The sequence below is a fragment of the Nocardia abscessus NBRC 100374 genome (assembly GCF_000308455.1).
Classification (GTDB): Bacteria; Actinomycetota; Actinomycetes; order Mycobacteriales; family Mycobacteriaceae; genus Nocardia; species Nocardia abscessus.
The window spans coordinates 31,955-47,963 of the sequence record NZ_BAFP01000128.1; the positions used below are offsets into that span (position 1 = coordinate 31,955).

11 protein-coding genes are annotated in these 16,009 nt (G+C 65.6%); 7 read left to right on the top strand and 4 right to left on the bottom strand.

Annotation, left to right across the window (positions count from 1 at the left end):
- Positions 1 to 92 precede the first annotated feature (92 nt).
- The 7 genes from ON19_RS26160 (at position 93) to ON19_RS26190 (ending at position 10,855) form a co-directional block, all read left to right on the top strand.
- Positions 93 to 479, top strand: coding sequence for an SseB family protein (locus ON19_RS26160; RefSeq protein WP_043698434.1), 387 nt, complete (start codon positions 93 to 95; stop codon positions 477 to 479).
- 24 nt (positions 480 to 503) lie between these two features.
- Complete coding sequence (locus ON19_RS26165) at positions 504 to 1,163, top strand: hypothetical protein (protein WP_043698437.1); 660 nt, start codon at positions 504 to 506, stop codon at positions 1,161 to 1,163.
- 2 nt (positions 1,164 to 1,165) lie between these two features.
- Positions 1,166 to 7,165, top strand: a complete 6,000-nt coding sequence (locus ON19_RS39220) for a putative T7SS-secreted protein (RefSeq protein WP_051169327.1) — start codon at positions 1,166 to 1,168, stop codon at positions 7,163 to 7,165.
- Positions 7,165 to 7,662 carry a hypothetical protein gene (locus tag ON19_RS26175; RefSeq protein ID WP_043698440.1) on the top strand — a complete coding sequence of 166 codons (498 nt, stop codon included), beginning with the start codon at positions 7,165 to 7,167 and terminating at the stop codon, positions 7,660 to 7,662. Before ON19_RS39220 ends, ON19_RS26175 begins: the two co-directional genes overlap by 1 nt.
- Positions 7,663 to 7,932: 270 nt before the next feature.
- Positions 7,933 to 8,820 (top strand): Rrf2 family transcriptional regulator, encoded by an 888-nt coding sequence (locus tag ON19_RS42230; RefSeq protein ID WP_157229852.1) that lies wholly within the window; start codon positions 7,933 to 7,935, stop codon positions 8,818 to 8,820.
- 447 nt (positions 8,821 to 9,267) lie between these two features.
- Positions 9,268 to 10,101, top strand: coding sequence for an AraC family transcriptional regulator (locus ON19_RS26185; protein WP_051169328.1), 834 nt, complete (start codon positions 9,268 to 9,270; stop codon positions 10,099 to 10,101).
- A gap of 220 nt (positions 10,102 to 10,321) precedes the next feature.
- Positions 10,322 to 10,855 carry a hypothetical protein gene (locus ON19_RS26190; RefSeq protein ID WP_157229853.1) on the top strand — a complete coding sequence of 178 codons (534 nt, stop codon included), beginning with the start codon at positions 10,322 to 10,324 and terminating at the stop codon, positions 10,853 to 10,855.
- Positions 10,856 to 11,228: 373 nt separating this feature from the next.
- On the opposite strand, the gene ON19_RS26195 is transcribed toward ON19_RS26190, so the two are convergent.
- The 4 genes from ON19_RS26195 to ON19_RS26210 all read right to left on the bottom strand — a co-directional run bounded on the left by ON19_RS26195 (position 11,229) and on the right by ON19_RS26210 (position 15,795).
- Positions 11,229 to 12,989 carry a sensor histidine kinase gene (locus ON19_RS26195; RefSeq protein ID WP_083899646.1) on the bottom strand — a complete coding sequence of 587 codons (1,761 nt, stop codon included), beginning with the start codon at positions 12,987 to 12,989 and terminating at the stop codon, positions 11,229 to 11,231.
- A gap of 109 nt (positions 12,990 to 13,098) precedes the next feature.
- Positions 13,099 to 13,752 (bottom strand): response regulator, encoded by a 654-nt coding sequence (locus ON19_RS26200; RefSeq protein ID WP_043698535.1) that lies wholly within the window; start codon positions 13,750 to 13,752, stop codon positions 13,099 to 13,101.
- Between the two features lie 170 nt (positions 13,753 to 13,922).
- Entirely contained in the window at positions 13,923 to 14,573 is a 651-nt protein-coding gene (locus ON19_RS26205) for a DUF2267 domain-containing protein (protein WP_043698445.1), read from the bottom strand.
- Between the two features lie 214 nt (positions 14,574 to 14,787).
- Positions 14,788 to 15,795 carry an Acg family FMN-binding oxidoreductase gene (locus tag ON19_RS26210; protein WP_043698448.1) on the bottom strand — a complete coding sequence of 336 codons (1,008 nt, stop codon included), beginning with the start codon at positions 15,793 to 15,795 and terminating at the stop codon, positions 14,788 to 14,790.
- Positions 15,796 to 16,009 lie beyond the last annotated feature (214 nt).

Sequence of the window (16,009 nt, forward strand, 5' to 3'; positions counted from 1 at the left end):
AAACATTCAGCCGACTCGAAGCTCAGATCGGCAGAGCGAGACTGTGGGTGCTCGTTCAGCGGACATACACCACAGAGGGAGGTCCGCGGGGCATGTCCGACGACTACGGCCGGGATGCTCTGCGGGGTGAAATCGCAGCATTTTATGGCGGTTTCGGTCAGCCTGAGGCGCTGCTGGCGGCATTTCGGTCGGCTGCTCTGCTGGTGCCGGTGAGCGCCGACGATCGCGTTCAGGTTTCGCAGGTGGGCGGCATCGACTGGCTGTGTGCCTTCACCAGTGTCACGGAGTATGCCCGGTACGTGATGGCGCGCGGCCGAATGATAGACGGCGGCATCGAGCCTGATCGCCAGTACCGGTATCACTCGCTGCTGGGATCGCGCCTGCTCGCGTACGCGGAGTCGCGGGACCAGCCCACTGGCGTCGCGGTCGACGTGGTGGGGTCGGCGCCGATGGCATTTCCGCCGGATGTGACCGAGTAACGAACAGAAGCGGGAGGGACGGTCATGACGCAGAAGGTGAAGGTCGACCCTGCGGTGCTGGTACAGGCCGCGCACGGGATCGAGGCGACCATCGGTGAGCTGTCGAATATGGGCATCGGCCAGACGGGCAACATGGGCCGCGGGTTCTCGCTGTTGACTCTGTCGACGATGGAGGCGGGCAAACACACGGTCCAGAAGACTTTCGAGACCTTCACCGAGCGCTGGTCGTGGGGTGTGCGATCACTGGTGCAGGCCGGCAATTCGATCGCCCACACGCTGGGGTTGGCGGCCGGGCGCTACGACGAAATGGAGAACAAGTCAGCGGAAACCCTGAAGAAGATGTGGACGCACACCCTGGGCAATCCGCACCTGACGGATGAGCAGATCGCGAGCCGATCGTGGGGAGAAACTCTCTCCGACAACACGTTCAATCATGTGCGTAACGCGGACTACAGCCTGCAATCGTTCCAGCAGGCAGCCCAGACGATGCAAACCAACGCCAGGGTGATCGAGGCGGTCGGGCCGCAGGCACTGGCGAACGCCGGAGTGGCTGCGGCGGTCTTGGTGCCGCAGCCGGGAACTGCCGGGCTCGCCGCCCCCGGCCTCACCGGAGAGACGCCGGGATGGAACACCGGTGCCGCGAAGGAGGCCGCGGAAATCATGAAGGAGCGAGGGGGGCAGTAGCTTTGGGATTCGGCGATTTCCTCGACGACATCGGTGACGCGATCGAGAAGGGCGTCGAGGATGGCATCGAAGGGCTCGGACAGCTCGCCGAATCCACTCTGGACGCGCTCGGGGACGGGGCGGATGCGATCGGCCTCGACAGTCTCGGCGAGGGCCTCGATGATTTGGGCGACAACATCGCCTCCGCCACCGGCGGCGACGTCGATGAGCGGGAACTCGGCGAGACGGAAGATCCCAAGGAACTGATTCGCGGCGAGCCCTCCGAAATCGGTTCCACGGCACAGACCTTGCGAAAGATGGCCGGTGCGCTCGAATCCACCGGCCAGGCACTGAAGAAGATCGACGCCGCCGATTGGGTCGGGCAGGGTGCGGACGCGTTCAACGAGGTCTACGACAAGCAGCCGAGACTGTGGTTCGACGGCGCCGACGCGATGACCGCGGCAGCCGACGCGATGGACGCCTGGCTCAACGAGGTGAAAACTGCACAGGCGAAGGCCGCGGACGCCATCGACAAGTGGAAGGCCGCCGACGCCGAGGAGCGCAGGCAAAAGACCTGGTGGAATTCGCTTTCCGGGGAGCAGCAGGCGAATACGCCCCTGGTCGACACCTGGACCTCAATGCGCAGGGAGGCACGCGACATCCTGCGCGGCGCGCGGACGCAGCGCGATAACGGCGCCTCTATAGCGGTGAGCGCCTTCGCCGCCGCTGCCGAGAAGGCGCCGAAGGAACCGCCGTTCCATGAACGCTTGATAGCCAACCTGTCCGACCTGGGCGGGGTCATCCAACATGGGCAGTTCGACTTCGTCACCGGTCTGCTCACGAGCTTCACCGGACTGGTGCAGTTCGTCCGCCAGATCAACCCGACCGACATCTACAACCTGACCCATCCGGCCGAGTACGCGGCCGGCTTGTCGAATCTCGGTACGGGGTTGGTTGTCGCGGTGGCCGATCCGGGTGCCGCGGTGTCCGCGATATTGTCCGACGCGCGGCGGAATCCGTTCGAATTCGCCGGCGCGTTGACCGGTGACGCCCTGCTCACCGTCGTAACCGGGGGCGGTGGAAGCGCCAAGGTCGCGATCAGCGCATTGCGACGAAGTGCGGATGCCGGAAGAACTGCCCTCCGCTTGGCGGACGATGCCGGTGACCTCGGCCGACGCCTGCCGACCGACACACCGGGCCGCCCTGGCTCGAATCCTTCGGCAGGCGCTCCGAACTCGAGCGCGGGTCCCGCACCGAATACCGGGCACACACCCACCGGTACCAATCCGGTCGATGCGGGCAGTCGACCGGAGGCTCCCTCGCCGAACGGCGACAACGGAAGTAACTCGTCATCCAGCCCTGAGCAACCCCGACCGCGCGCGGATGCCGATCCGCCGCCCCAGCATGCCTATCCCGATCCGGATCCGTCCCCGCGGGTGGATCCGGATTCGCCGCCGCAGCGTTCTGATCCCGATCTGCAGCCGACTCCGCGTACTGAGCCGGATGTGTCGCCTGCTCGGGAGACTGTGCCGGATTTTCCTGCTCCGCGTACTGAGCCGGATGTGTCGCCTGCTCGGGAGACTGTGCCGGATTTTCCTGCTCCGCGTACTGAGCCGGATGTGTCGCCTGCTCGGGAGACTGTGCCGGACTTTCATCCTCCGCGTACGGAATCCGATCCGCCGGAGAGGCGCACCGACTCGGCACCGCATCCTCACCCGAATTCTGATTCCGTACCGCCCGTGCGCACCGATCCGGACCACTCTCCCGACGTACGCACAGACGACACACCGACATCGCGGACGGTCCCGGACACCACGCCCACAACACGCACGGACGCCACCCCGACGCCGGGAATGCACGGCAGTCCCGGGTCTCATATCGGTAGTCCCAGTCCGCGCATGAACCCGGACGCCACACCGTCTGCACACCCGCAGCCAGACTCACCAGCACGTCCCGCACCCGCAACGCGGACACCCGACGCAACCCCACTCACCCGCGCGCATCCAGACCCGACGCCCGCAGCGCGCTCCCATTCCGACCCGGCGGCGGCCGCAGGCCCTCACCGCGACCCTGTCCCGGCGGTCCGCGCCGAACCGCACTCGTCGCCCGCTGCCCGCATACAACCCGGCTCGCCATCGCCCGCGCGTCCGACGTCGGACCACACACCGCAGCGCACACACGCCGATCCACCGACACGAACCGACCCGGATGGGCCGTCGCGTCGCTCTGATCCGGATCCCGGCCGACGCCCGGATGACGATCCGAATTCGAAACTCACGCAGCGTGATCCAGAGCGAAGCCCCGATAGAGATGAGGCCGGATCGCGTGACCCAGACGATTCCCGAACGGACCGCGATGCACCGCGCGAACGTGATTCGAAGCCGGATGGTGACTCTGACGCTCCGACACCACAGGACCGAACGTACGCTGATCGCAACGCGCACCAGCACACGCGCGACTCCGGCGCGGAAACGGATCGGACAGCGGAGCAGAAAACCTGTTCCAAAGACCCCGTCGATATCAGCACCGGTGAATTCCTGCTTCCCGAGGTAGATATCGAATTGCCGGGCGTGCTGGGGCTGGTGTTGCGCCGGGCTCATCACTCGAACCACCGCTTCGGGCGCTGGTTCGGGCCCTCCTGGTCCGCGACCTTGGATGTGCGGATCGTCGTCGTCGACGAGGGTGTCACGTTCATCGGCGAGGACGGGATCATGCTGGCCTACCCGCACGCCGAGGTCGGGGTGCCGGTGCATCCGCTGAGTGAGGGCCAGCGATGGTCGTTGATCCGCACCGATTCCGGCGGCTACCGGGTTTGGGATCAACGGCGCGAATTGATCTGGCATTTCGCACCCGAACTCGGACTCGACGGCATCGAAGCAAGGCTCGGCAACTATGCGATCTCCGCGATAACCGACCGGCACCACAACCGCGTCCGCTTTCATTACGACGCCGACGGAGTGCCGGTCGAGGTGACGCACTCGGGCGGATATCGCGTCCGGATCCACTCCCACCGCGGTCGGGTCACCGGTCTCTCGCTCGTCACGGAGGATTCCCACATCGGCGAGTTCGCAACGCCGGTACGGGAATTCGCCTATCAAGCGGGCGACTTGGTCGCGGTGACCGACGCCGACGGCGCCACCACCCGCTTCACCTACGATGCCGAACACCGGATGACGTCGTGGATCGATTCCAACGGCAACCAGATGGTCAACACCTACGACGAGTCCGGCCGCGTGGTCTTCCAGCGCGGCACCGCCGGAATGCTGAATTCCGACTACGATTATCTGCAGCTCCCCGACGGCAGCGGCCGCCTGACCACCGTCACCGATTCCCTCGGCGCGACGACCCAGCACGGTTTCGATCACGAGCTGCAATTGCGCGATCTCATCGATCCCGCCGGCGGCCGTACCCACATCGACCGAAACGCAGACCGCAGGCCGCTGATCGTCACCGGCCCGGACGGGGCAGCCACCACCTACGTGTACAACGGAGCGGGCGACCCGACGAAAATCACAAGCCCTGACGGCAATTCGACCGAAATCGAATATATCTGGCGGAACCGCCCCATCACGGTCACCGCTCCCGACGGCTCGGTGTCGCGCCGCGAATGGACGGAGGACGGCGACCTGTCCGCCATTGTCGACCCAGCGGGCACACGCACCGAATTCACCTACCACTCCAACGGTGCACTCGCCGCCATCGTCGAGGCCAACGGCGCCCGCACCACCGTGCAGGTCGACGCCGCCGGGCTCCCGATCGGCATCACCGACGCACGCGGCGGGGTCACCCGGATCGGACGCGACGCCGCAGGCCGCCCGACGCGGGTCACCGACGCCCTCGGCGCCGTGACGCACTACCACTGGTCATCGAACGGAAAGCTGCTTCGCAGAACAGACCCCGATGGCCACGCCGAATCATGGACCTACGACGGCGAAGGCAATATCCGCACCCACACCGACCGGGCAGGCGGCGTCACCCGATTCACCTACGGCGCCTTCGATCTCCTGCGGTCACGCACCGAGCCGGACGGCTCGGTCACCCGCTACACCTGGGACACCGAGCGCCGCCTCACCGCCGTCCACAACCCTATCGGACAAAGCTGGACCTACGATTACGACAACGCCGGACGGTTGATCGCCGAAACGGACTACACCGGAGCCACCACCCGATACACCTACGACCGAGCCGGACGAGTCGCCACCATCACCCCAGCGACCGGCGTCACCCGCCGCCACCACCATGACATCCTCGGCCGCCTCACCGAGATCACCACCGGCGAGGAATGGATTCGCTACACCCACGATCCGCTGGGCCGCGTCCTGACCGCAGCCAACGGAATCGGCGAGTACCCCACACACACCCTCGAATTCACCTATACCGCAACCGGTTCGATTGCCTCCGAACAGCTTGACGCCCAGTCGCCAATGCTGTACGAGCATGATCAACTCGGCCGCCGCATCCGCCGAACCACCCCCACCGGCGCCGTGACCACCTGGCACCACGACATCCTCGGCCGCCCGGTCCATCTCCGCGCCGACGACCACGATGTCACCTTCGATTACGACCCCCTCGGACGACTCGCCGGCTGGAGCACTGGCGAAATCGCGGTCACTCGCAGCCTCACCGACATCGGCCGCGTCACCCACCAAGAGGTGACCGCTTTCCCGGCGCGAGCCTTGTCCCTCGACCTCTCCGCCCGACCGGCCCCACGTCAACTCCGTCGCGACGAATTCACCTATCGCCCCGATGGATACCTCACCGCCCACATCACCGCCCGACCCGACGCCGACGCGCTCCAGCGGGCGTACCACCTCGACCCAGTCGGCCGGGTCACGGCAGTCTTGCACAACGACAGTCCGACCGAGCGTTACTCCTACGACGCGCTGAGCAACATCACCTCCGCCCTGTCCGCCGAACTGCCTCAGGTCACCCATGAAGAGGTCCCTCCGGCACCCGCCGGGATACCGCAGCGGGCCGAATCGCACTCACAGTGGCGGGAGTACCGCAACAACCTGCTCATCCGTGACGGCCGAACCCGCTACCACTACGACGAATCCGGGCGGCTCGTCCGCAAGACTCGCACCCGGCTCTCACGCAAATCCGAGACCTGGTTTTTTCGTTACAACAGCTTCGACCAGCTCACCGATGTCTGGACTCCGGATCGTCAATGGTGGCACTACACCTACGACGCCCTCGGTCGCCGCACCACCAAGCAGCGGCTGTCAACCGATGACACTGTCCTCGAACGTGTCGACTACACCTGGGACGGTACGCAGCTGCTCGAGCAAGCAGCAGCCGCCATCATCCGGTGGCAGTACGAGCCTGACTCTTACACCCCGATCACCCAAATGACCGACCAGGAGGGCGTCGATCGTGAGTTCTATGTGATCGTCACAGATCTGGTCGGCACGCCTGTCGAGATGATCGATCCCGGGTCCGCCCACATCGCTGCTACGGCCAACGCGGACCTGTGGGGAAACGCCTCATGGCACGGTCACGCGAGCACTTCACTTCGTTTCCCGGGGCAAATCCACGATCCCGAGACCGGACTGCACTACAATCTGCACCGCACCTACGACCCGGCGACCGGACGCTTCCTCACCCAAGACCCTCTCGGACTAGCTCCCGCCCCGAATCCCCACGGCTACCCCCACAACCCTACTATCTGGAGTGATCCACAGGGCCTGCTCCCCAAGCGTTGCAGGGTGACCGTATCTCCCGTGGTTTCGGATTGGGCCACAAAGGGCGCTCACGTTCATATCGAAGGTATGGAGGCAGTCGTGTTTCCTCACGGCGACGGCACCGTCGGTGTCAAACCTTGGCGACTGTCCCACGGCGAGCCTACAGAAGCTCAAATGCAGCACGTGCTGGATGAGCTGAGGTCGAATCCGGCGCTTCGTGCCGACCTGATAGAAAAAGCGCGGGCGGCAATGTCTGAAATGAATTCGCATAATTGGGGGTACGAAAAGAACAGAGCCCTGGAGATGCACTATCTTATCAGGGCGCTCGAGAAGATGGGGTGATGAGGTCGCCGAACTACATAGACTTTCTGGCGGATACGGCATGCGCGGGCTCAATTTTGGGCATTCATAGTGGAGCTTCGATCGACGAGGTCAACCGCAGTATCGGATCCGGGGGTTTCGTTGACAATATCGACAAGAAGCAAAGGTCGCTCGTGCGTGACTACGGGCTTATGGAGTTCGGGTTCCAGCGCGACTCTTCAAATGAATGGCAGTGTTGGAGCGCGATAATTCAGGTGCATCGGCTGCAGTATGAAACAACCATACCGCAGCCGATTTTGCGTGTATACGGCAGCTTCCCTGAAGAGATCAATATATCGGAACTGGATTCAGCGCTGCGTAATCGTGGCGCCGATCTCGATGAGATCGAAATGAACATGACAGGCTACAGATACTATAGGATCTCTCGGTCCGACGCTCGCGTGATCGTTTCGCATGACAATAACCAACTCGACTCCGAAGATATGATCTGGTCGATATCTCCGTGGTGGATAGGCTAGCCGTCAGATCCGGTCGAAGAGCGGCCTACTTCAACTCCGACCGGACGAACGCGCTGACGTTGTGACGTTGCAGCAGCAGGTGCATCAGCAGTGCCGGTAGGCAAGGCGAGGCTGGCTACCGCCATATCGGTCCCCACTGGTCGCCTTCGGTGCCCATGAAACTGCGCAGGCCCAGTTGGAGCACGCTGTGCCCCCGGATTGACCAAGGGCGTTAAACTGCAACTACTGTAGTTGCAGTTCGGTGGTGCGGACACTGAGGAGAGCTCCACGATGGGCATCAGTAGCAGGAGCGCGGTCGCGATTCACGCGCTCACGATGCTGGCGCGTTGGGATGATCGTTCGCTGACGTCCGTAGAGATCGCGGACAGCCTGGCGAGCAATGCGGTTCTGGTGCGGCGCATACTCGGCGCCTTACGGGATGCCGGTCTGGTGTCGTCCACCGAGGGGCGTGGGGGTGGCTGGTCCCTTGCGTGTGTTCCGCACAAGATCACGCTCTACGACGCGTATGCCGCAGTCGAGGCGGGCCCGATTCTGCCGCGGCATCCTCATCCACCCAGCGACGCATGCGAGGTGGGGCGCAATATGCAGCGACTGCTCGAAGCGGAGTTCCGCGACGCGGAAAAAGCCATGGAACAGCGGCTCGGCCAAACCACCATCGCCCAGCTGGCCCAGCATGTGCTGGCTCTCGAGCGTGAACTCGCGGTGCACGGTCGGCGACCGAGCCGACGGGCGGCGACCGTTGGCGGCCGTGGTGAGAGAGATCGAGACTACGACGGAGAGAACGAGATGACAGCGCGTACACCCGAAGAGCTTCTTCCGTTGATCACCGCAGCGATAAACGGCGGCGATCCGATCGAGGTCGTGAAGTACTTCGACGAGGAGGGGTGCTTCGCGTTGCCCGATGGCGCGCTCGTGCGCGGGCATGCGGAACTACTGGCGATGTATGAACAACGGCTCGCGCTACAGCCAGCGATAACGACGCACGCTGCGAAGATCATCCAGGCGGGCGATGTCGCGTTGGTGACGAATGTATGGTCCACCCACCTTCGGAATGGCGAGATCGACGGCAAGGACCTGTTCGAGGGCGTGGCGACGCTCGTGCTGCGCCGCCACGCCGACGACAGCTGGCGCGTGCTCGTCGACGACTCCGACAGGTAAGGATCGGGCGCGCACTCACTCACAATCCCCGCCCGTTGGGTAGGAGTCCCGAAGCCACTGCACGTGTTTCACTGGATGTAGTCGCGGATGCATGTGCCATCGTGGGTTTCGTAGTCGATGCCCAATAGCGTGAACGAGTCCCGCTGGCCACCGGCGGCCTGCAGCAGATCGGTATCAGGTGCGATACCGGTTCGTGGCGTTGGGCACAGCGTTACCGGTCGTGAACTTGTGCGCCACGGTAAATTTTGTTCAAGCCGTCCGGCGTGCCTTCGGATACCGTTCATAATGAGATGCACGACGAGTGGGGCATAGCCGCAGTGCAATTGCGTGATACATCAGGCCGTTATACGTTGCCATAGACGGTGATACCCGACTGGGCGGTTGTTTCGAGCGTGATTGCGTGCAGACGCATGCTCGACGGGAACGACGCAAGGGGGCATGCGCGTAGTGACTGAATATGTCGATGCGGTCGGCGGCACCGAGGCCGGACAGGGTCGACCGCGGCGAGTTGATATCGAACCGCATCCACAGTTGCGGTCGCTGCTGGTGCAGAACTATCACGGTTATCCGCACACCGATGTGCCGCCCGAACATCGCAGCCTGCCCGCCGGTGCGGCAGTGCAGTTGGTCATCAAACTTGCCGACTCCGCTGCGCGGCCGCCGGAGTTCCTCATCGGCGTTCGCGGTCACCGCATACCGATCGACGGTGCGTGCGCGCCGTCCTACATTGAACTCTCGTTGGATCCACTGGGGGCCTATACATTGCTGGGCGCTCCCGGTATCGAGTTGAACGGCAGGGTGTCGGACGTATCCGATGTCATCGGGCGTCGGTACCGCGCCGCCGCTGACCGGATTCGAGATCAGCAGAGCTGGCGGGACCGGTTCGATCTGCTCGACAACTTCCTCCTGGAACGTGCCGCCGCCGGGCGTCGGCCGCTCCCCGAAGTGCAGCGGGCCTGGTCGCTGTTGAACATCAGCGCAGGAGCGGTTCCCATCGGCCGGATCGCGCAAGAGGTGGGCTGGAGTCACAAACACCTGATCGCGAAATTCACTCACCATGTTGGGCTGACCCCGAAGGTCGCGGCCAGACTGATCCGATTCGACCGAGTCCGTCGCCGGCTCCTGCTCGACCCCCAGCCACAGCTACACGTCCTCGCGGCCGGCTACGGCTACGCCGATCAGTCCCACTTCAACCGGGAATTCCGCGAGTTCACCGGAACCACTCCCACCGAGTTCCTCGAGCAGAACCGACTGAACGTTGTGCAAATAGCGAATGTCTAGTTCATCGACCTGCCGAGGCGGGGGGCAATTGCAGCGCACGATCAGGGGCAGCGTCGTCTCAGAATCTCGGCTCTCGCACTCACACTCTGTTGCCGATCGAGACGATCTGCGGGCGAGGGCATTTCGGATGATGTGGGGCGCGAGGCGGTGCGGGGAAGGAAGCACGGTGGTTGACCGTATACCGGCATTCAACGACGAGGGACTGCTCGATCGGGTGCGTATGGCCGCGCAGGACGCCGAGCTGGGCGGTCACCGTGAGGTTTTCGTGCGCATGCTTCCCAGGATCTGCGGCGAGACGGTGATCTGTGGGCTCCTAACGGCGGGACTGGTCGTGGCCGCCGTGGCATTGTTCAGCGAATCGCTCACCCGCACAGATCAAACCGGGGGCAAGGGCGGAAATGTCGTGGGCCTGTGGTGCGTGGCGCCGTTCGCGCTGCTGTTCGGGTTCGCGTTCGTCGTTAACCTGTACAAGAGCCTGTTCGGCCCCGCAACTTCTTCGTGTTCCTCCTTGGCCCGCCATCTGGTCGCGGAGAATCGCGGGCCGGGCGCTCATCCGGCGCCGCGTCCGGCGCCGAGTTCCTCCGACAGCGCACCGGACGACTTCCGGCTGCTGCTCACCATGGTGATGGGAAACAATGCAACCGCCGAGCGGCTGATCGCCTATGAGCGAGAAAACCTCCCCGGCGCCGACCGCGCGACCGGGATGGCGAAAGCCATCGAACGCTTGAGGCGGGACCGGCAACGACCCGGCTGATCGCCGGGCTGCTGTTGCAGGCACGGTTGATCGTGTCCGCTGATGATTCATCGAATGCGGAGGATCTCACCTAGCGGAATCGCTCGAAGCGCCCAACGCTCGGTTCACTTCGACCATACGATGATCGGCTACTAAGACTGGTGATAGGACCTGATCCTGGGCAGGAGCAGGTCTAGGTGCCGGGTAGTTTCTGCTCCCACCTGGCCAGTGGAAGCAGGCGGACCGACACCGCCGTGGTGCCGCCGACTGATCGGCATGCTCGTCGCCGCGGTGATGCAGGCGGGTCCGTCGCGATGGGCCAGCCAGCGCTTCCAGGCTGCCCGGTGTTGGTGGTGGCGGGCCAGGCGTTGCAGGGGCTCCTGGCGGAGGCCGGTCAGCGCAGCGGTACTGTCCAGCACAGCCGGGTTCCCGCGCTGCCGGTACCGGCGGCGATGGTGAAAGTCCCGGCCGCGTCCTCGGCGCGCCGCGCGAGATTCCGCAGACCGCTCGGCGTGACCTCGCCGGGCATGCCGCACCCGTCGTCCTCGACGACGATGGTCAGGTCGTCGGCCACCGTGATCTCGACCGAGACCGACTTCGCGCCGGAATGCCGGACGGTGTTGCTGACCGCTTCTCGCACAACGGCTTCGGCATGATCGGCCAGTTCCGGTTCGATCACCGAGAGCGGGCCGCCGATACGCACGGAGGTACGGATTCCGCTGGTGGCGGTCTGCTGCCGGATCGCTTCCTCGATGCGTTGGCGCACCCGCGCGCTGTGGCTGTCGCCGCCGTGCAGGTCGAAGATCGAGGTCCGGATCTCTTGAACCACCTCTTGCAGATCGCTGATCGCTTCGGTGATCCGTTCGCGTACTTCGGGAACGCGGGTGCGTGGGACGGTTCCCTGCAGGCTCAAGCCGACGGCGAACAGTCGCTGGATCACGTGGTCGTGCAGGTCGCGGGCGATGCGGTCGCGGTCGGAGAGGATGTCCAGCTCCCGCACGCGCTGCTGGGCGTCGGCCAGTTGCATCGCCAGCGCCGCCTGCTCGGTGAACGCGGCGGTCAACGCGAGGGTCTCGTCGTTGTAGGGCGCCGATTCCACCGCGCGCAGCGCCACCAGCACACCCACGGTGGAATCGGACGTCTGCATGGGCAGTATCAGCGCGGGTCCGGTGCCGGGGAAGATCTTGCCGAGATCGGCGCGGCGCGCGTCGTCGACGCGCCGGGGGGATCGCAGTCCGAACGCCTGACCGATCGTGGTGTCGCCCAAGGACAATTTGACCACCCGCTCGTGGTCCGGGGCGCCCGCGGTATGGGTGATCACCAGTTCGGTGATCTCCTCGGGCGGGCTCTCCGGGTCCGGTACGACCGCGAGAAAGGTCCGCTCGGAACCGGTGAGCCGGCGCGTGGCTTCGACCAGGTGGGTGAGGACCTGCTCGGGCGCGGTTCCGGCGAGGAATTCGGTGGTGATGTCGCGGGTGGCTTCGATCCAGGCCTGCCGGGTGCGGGCGGATTCGTAGAGGTGGGCGTTGTCGATGGCGATTCCGGCCGCGGCGGCGAGGGCACGCACGATGACCTCGTCGTCTTCGGTGAACGGCTGGCCGCCTGCCTTCTCGGTGAGGTAGAGGTTGCCGAAGACTTCGTCGCGGATGCGGACGGGCACGCCGAGGAAGGTGCGCATCGGCGGGTGGTGGGCGGGGAATCCGACCGAGGAGGGATGGTCGGCGAGGTTGTCCAGCCGGATGGGTGTGGGCTGGCTGAACAGCAATCCGAGCACCCCGTGGCCTTGCGGCAGATCCCCGATCTGTTCGCGGGTCGGTTCATCGATGCCCTGGTAGATGAACTGGGTGAGTTGCTGGTCGTGGCCGCGGACGCCGAGCGCGCCGTAGCGGGCGTCGACCAGGGAGATGGCGGTGTGCACGATCGTCCGCAGGGTGCGATCCAGGTCCAGCCCCGAGGTGACGGTCAGCATCGCCTCGATCAGGCCGTCCATCCGGTCGCGGGCGTCGATGATCTGCTCGATCCGATCCTTGACCTCGCCCAGCAGCTCACGCAGCCGCAGTTGCGAAAGCGTATCGCGGACCGAGTAGGTGTCGGCCGAGGCGTAATCGCTGGTCTGCGCGGCTCCCGGAACACCGTCAGCGCGGCTGCTCGCCATGGTTCAAGACTATTTCACCCGGTTGCCGAAGAGAACGGCCGAACGCTTCGCGAGGACGCGGTACGGCATGCCGCGACAGCGGACCGGCCGGACGTCGACGAGGAAAGGGTCAGAACTCGATCGTGGACCCGGACGGCCGGGATCGGAGTTTGGAGGCGTAGACGGCTGCCTGGGTGCGCCGTTCGAGGCCGAGCTTGGCCAGCAGCCGGGAGACGTAGTTCTTCACCGTCTTCTCGGCCAGGAACATGCGCTGGGCGATCTGCCGGTTGGTCAGTCCTTCGCCGAGCAGGTCGAGAAGTCTGCGTTCCTGCTCGGTGAGCGCGGCCAGCGGGCCGTCCTCGGTGTTCGCGCGCAGCCGCTGCATGAGGGCGGCCGCGGCGCGGTTGTCGAGCAAGGAGCGTCCGGCGCCCACCTCCTTGATCGCCTTCGCCAACTCCATGCCCTTGATGTCCTTGACCACATAGCCGCTGGCTCCGGCGAGAATGGCGTCCAGCATGGCCTGCTCGTCGGTGAACGACGTGAGGATCAAGCAGCGCAGATCGTCGAGTTTGGACAGCAGATCGCGGCACAGTTCGATGCCGTTGCCGTCGGGCAGGCGTACGTCCAGTACGGCGACGTCCGGCCGCAGCGCCGGAATCCTGGCGAGAGCCTGGGCGACGTCGCCCGCCTCGCCGACGACGGACAGTTCCGGGTCGTCGGAGAGCAGGTCTACGAGACCGCGGCGGACGATTTCATGGTCGTCGACCAGAAACACCGTGATCATGGTGGTGTCCAATCCCGGGAAGCAGTTGCGCGGTCGACACTACGCAACGGGCAGGCCGCTCGGTACCGACCAAAGTCCTCTTGTCGGATCTACCGGCATCGCGACAGGGCCACCGCGTGCGTGGCTCCATTTCCAGCGCACGGCGTGTGACGGGCGGTCCCTGAAACGGATCAGCCAGTCGGCGTGTCGGCGCGGGCGAGCCCTTCGGCGATCAGAATTCGATGGGCTTGCTGGGCGGCGGAAACCCTCGCGGTGTCATGCGGCGCCCCACCGGCGGTTTCCTCGAGGCTGCGGGCGAGCACCGTCACCGCGTCGGTGAGCGCTCGTAACCGGTTGTCCAATTCGTCGAAGCGCGATTCCGGCCGGGTGACCGCTGTCTCCTGCAAGGTGCCCGCCAGGTCGGTTCCGCGCAGGATGGCCCGCATGTCTTCCGGCAGCAACGCGAAGACGTGGTCGAGTTGCCCGGGAGAGAACAAGTCGGCCAGCGCGTCGGTCACGGCACCCGCCAGCGCGTAGGCCTCGTCGCGGGATACGCCCGCTTCCCGGGCGAATTGATCGAGGAACGAGGGCACGTCGTGCGGGACGGGGACCCGTGCGGGGACCCAGCCCTCGTAGAAGATCCCGCGCAGGAGTTCGGGCAGCTGGGCGCTCAGGTGCGCGGCCGCGTTGACACCGATGCGGTCACGGACGGTGTGCAGCCAGGCCCGCAGCGCGCGGTGCGCGAATGCCCGGTCTTCGGTGGCGAGTCCGTCGGCGAGGGTGCGCAGCCACTCGTGCGCGGTGTGCACCGCCGGTGCGAGGGGGTCGCGGTGGTAGCTCATGGGAGGTGCCTTTCACGGGTGAATCATGGCTGATCGTGCCGGTGGGATCCGGTCGTACACACGACCGCGATACGGAGAATTTCCTGTCCCATACCGAAGAGACTGCTCGTTCGAGCCCGGACCGGTGAGAGGACTCGTGCCCGCACTGACGGGACCATGGTCACCCGGACGCGGCCGAGCCCCGCCGCGCAGCGGCGGTACCGGTGGCGCGGGGTCAGCGGGAGCCGGTGACGGTGAAGACCTCCGTGACCGGTCGCCGCGGAGTCGGCGGGATCATGCCCGCGTCGTCGGGCGCGGTACCGACGCGGATCAGCACTTGCGGCGCTGCCGGGCGGGGGACCAAGCCGGCGAGCAGTCCGCGTCCGATCGGAAGCTCGGTGATATGTGTCAGCGCGCAGGTCGCCAGGCCCGCGGCGGTGCACTCCAGCAGCACGGCCGACAATGCCTCACCGGTGTGCAGCCACTGCGTCACCGAATCGCCTTCGGTGCTGAGCAGGACCAGTGCCGCGCGGTCCTCGAGCTGGGCACGTCGCATCGAACGCGGCGCCGAGGGGAAAGCGCGGCCGACGTCGACCCGGGCGAATTCCGCATCCGATACCAGCCCGGACGGCGGCACGCCCTCGGGCGTCTCGGGATGCCCTGCCCACCACTGCAATTCGGACTGGTACAGCAGGTCGTCGCGGCGCAGAGCCCCGGCCTGTTCCGAGGCCGCGGCCAGCCGTGGCCTGGCGCTGTCGGCCAGCGCGTCGAGTTCCACCTCGTGCGGCGAGGTGAGCATCCGCAACCGCGGGAGGATGTCGGCGAAGCCTTCCGGCTCGCTCATCGGCAGCCGGTCGGTGCGCCGCAGGTCGATGGCCAGCGCTCGGGAATGGATTCCCTCCGGCGGGTCTGCCCAGGGACGGAACTCGATCACGGCCAGATGATCGGGTCGTTCCCGGTCGGGCGCACGCAGGGTATCGGTGTGCCAGCCGCGGTCGGCGAAGACCGTCCGCAGATGATGCAGCACGGTTCCGCAGCTGATCACCAGCTGGCGGCCGTGCGGGTCGGTCGCGGGCAGCAGCCGGTCGGCGTCGGTGTAGAGGTGCAGGCGGGCGCCGTCGAAGACCCAGCGCCACGGCTGGATGTTGTGCACCGAAGGCGCCCGGGTCGCGAGCCGCAGCGCCTCCAGGATCGTCCGATGACCGGGTACCGGAATGACGGGCGCTTCGTCGTTTGCGGTCATACTGCGAGTCTTTGCGGTGCGGGGTCCGCGCGATACGGGCATTCCGCCCGGACACCAGGGTCCTTGGTCATCCGCCGTCCGTCGGCGGCGCCCGCTCGGCGCACCGGCGCGGCTGCCTACTCCTCGGAATCCGCCACACGATCGCGCAGGACTGCCGCGCCCACCACAACAGCCGGATCGCGTGACCGACGTAGATCGCGGCAGCCGACTACAC

What these genes read in the sequence shown, in the direction of transcription:
- ON19_RS26160 (WP_043698434.1), top strand. Translation starts at nt 93, where the DNA reads ATGTCCGACGACTACGGCCGGGATGCTCTGCGGGGTGAAATCGCAGCA.
- ON19_RS26165 (WP_043698437.1), top strand. Translation starts at nt 504, where the DNA reads ATGACGCAGAAGGTGAAGGTCGACCCTGCGGTGCTGGTACAGGCCGCG.
- ON19_RS26175 (WP_043698440.1), top strand. Translation starts at nt 7,165, where the DNA reads ATGAGGTCGCCGAACTACATAGACTTTCTGGCGGATACGGCATGCGCG.
- ON19_RS42230 (WP_157229852.1), top strand. Translation starts at nt 7,933, where the DNA reads ATGGGCATCAGTAGCAGGAGCGCGGTCGCGATTCACGCGCTCACGATG.
- ON19_RS26190 (WP_157229853.1), top strand. Translation starts at nt 10,322, where the DNA reads ATGGCCGCGCAGGACGCCGAGCTGGGCGGTCACCGTGAGGTTTTCGTG.
- ON19_RS26195 (WP_083899646.1), bottom strand. Translation starts at nt 12,989, where the DNA reads ATGGCGAGCAGCCGCGCTGACGGTGTTCCGGGAGCCGCGCAGACCAGC.
- ON19_RS26200 (WP_043698535.1), bottom strand. Translation starts at nt 13,752, where the DNA reads ATGATCACGGTGTTTCTGGTCGACGACCATGAAATCGTCCGCCGCGGT.
- ON19_RS26205 (WP_043698445.1), bottom strand. Translation starts at nt 14,573, where the DNA reads ATGAGCTACCACCGCGACCCCCTCGCACCGGCGGTGCACACCGCGCAC.
- ON19_RS26210 (WP_043698448.1), bottom strand. Translation starts at nt 15,795, where the DNA reads ATGACCGCAAACGACGAAGCGCCCGTCATTCCGGTACCCGGTCATCGG.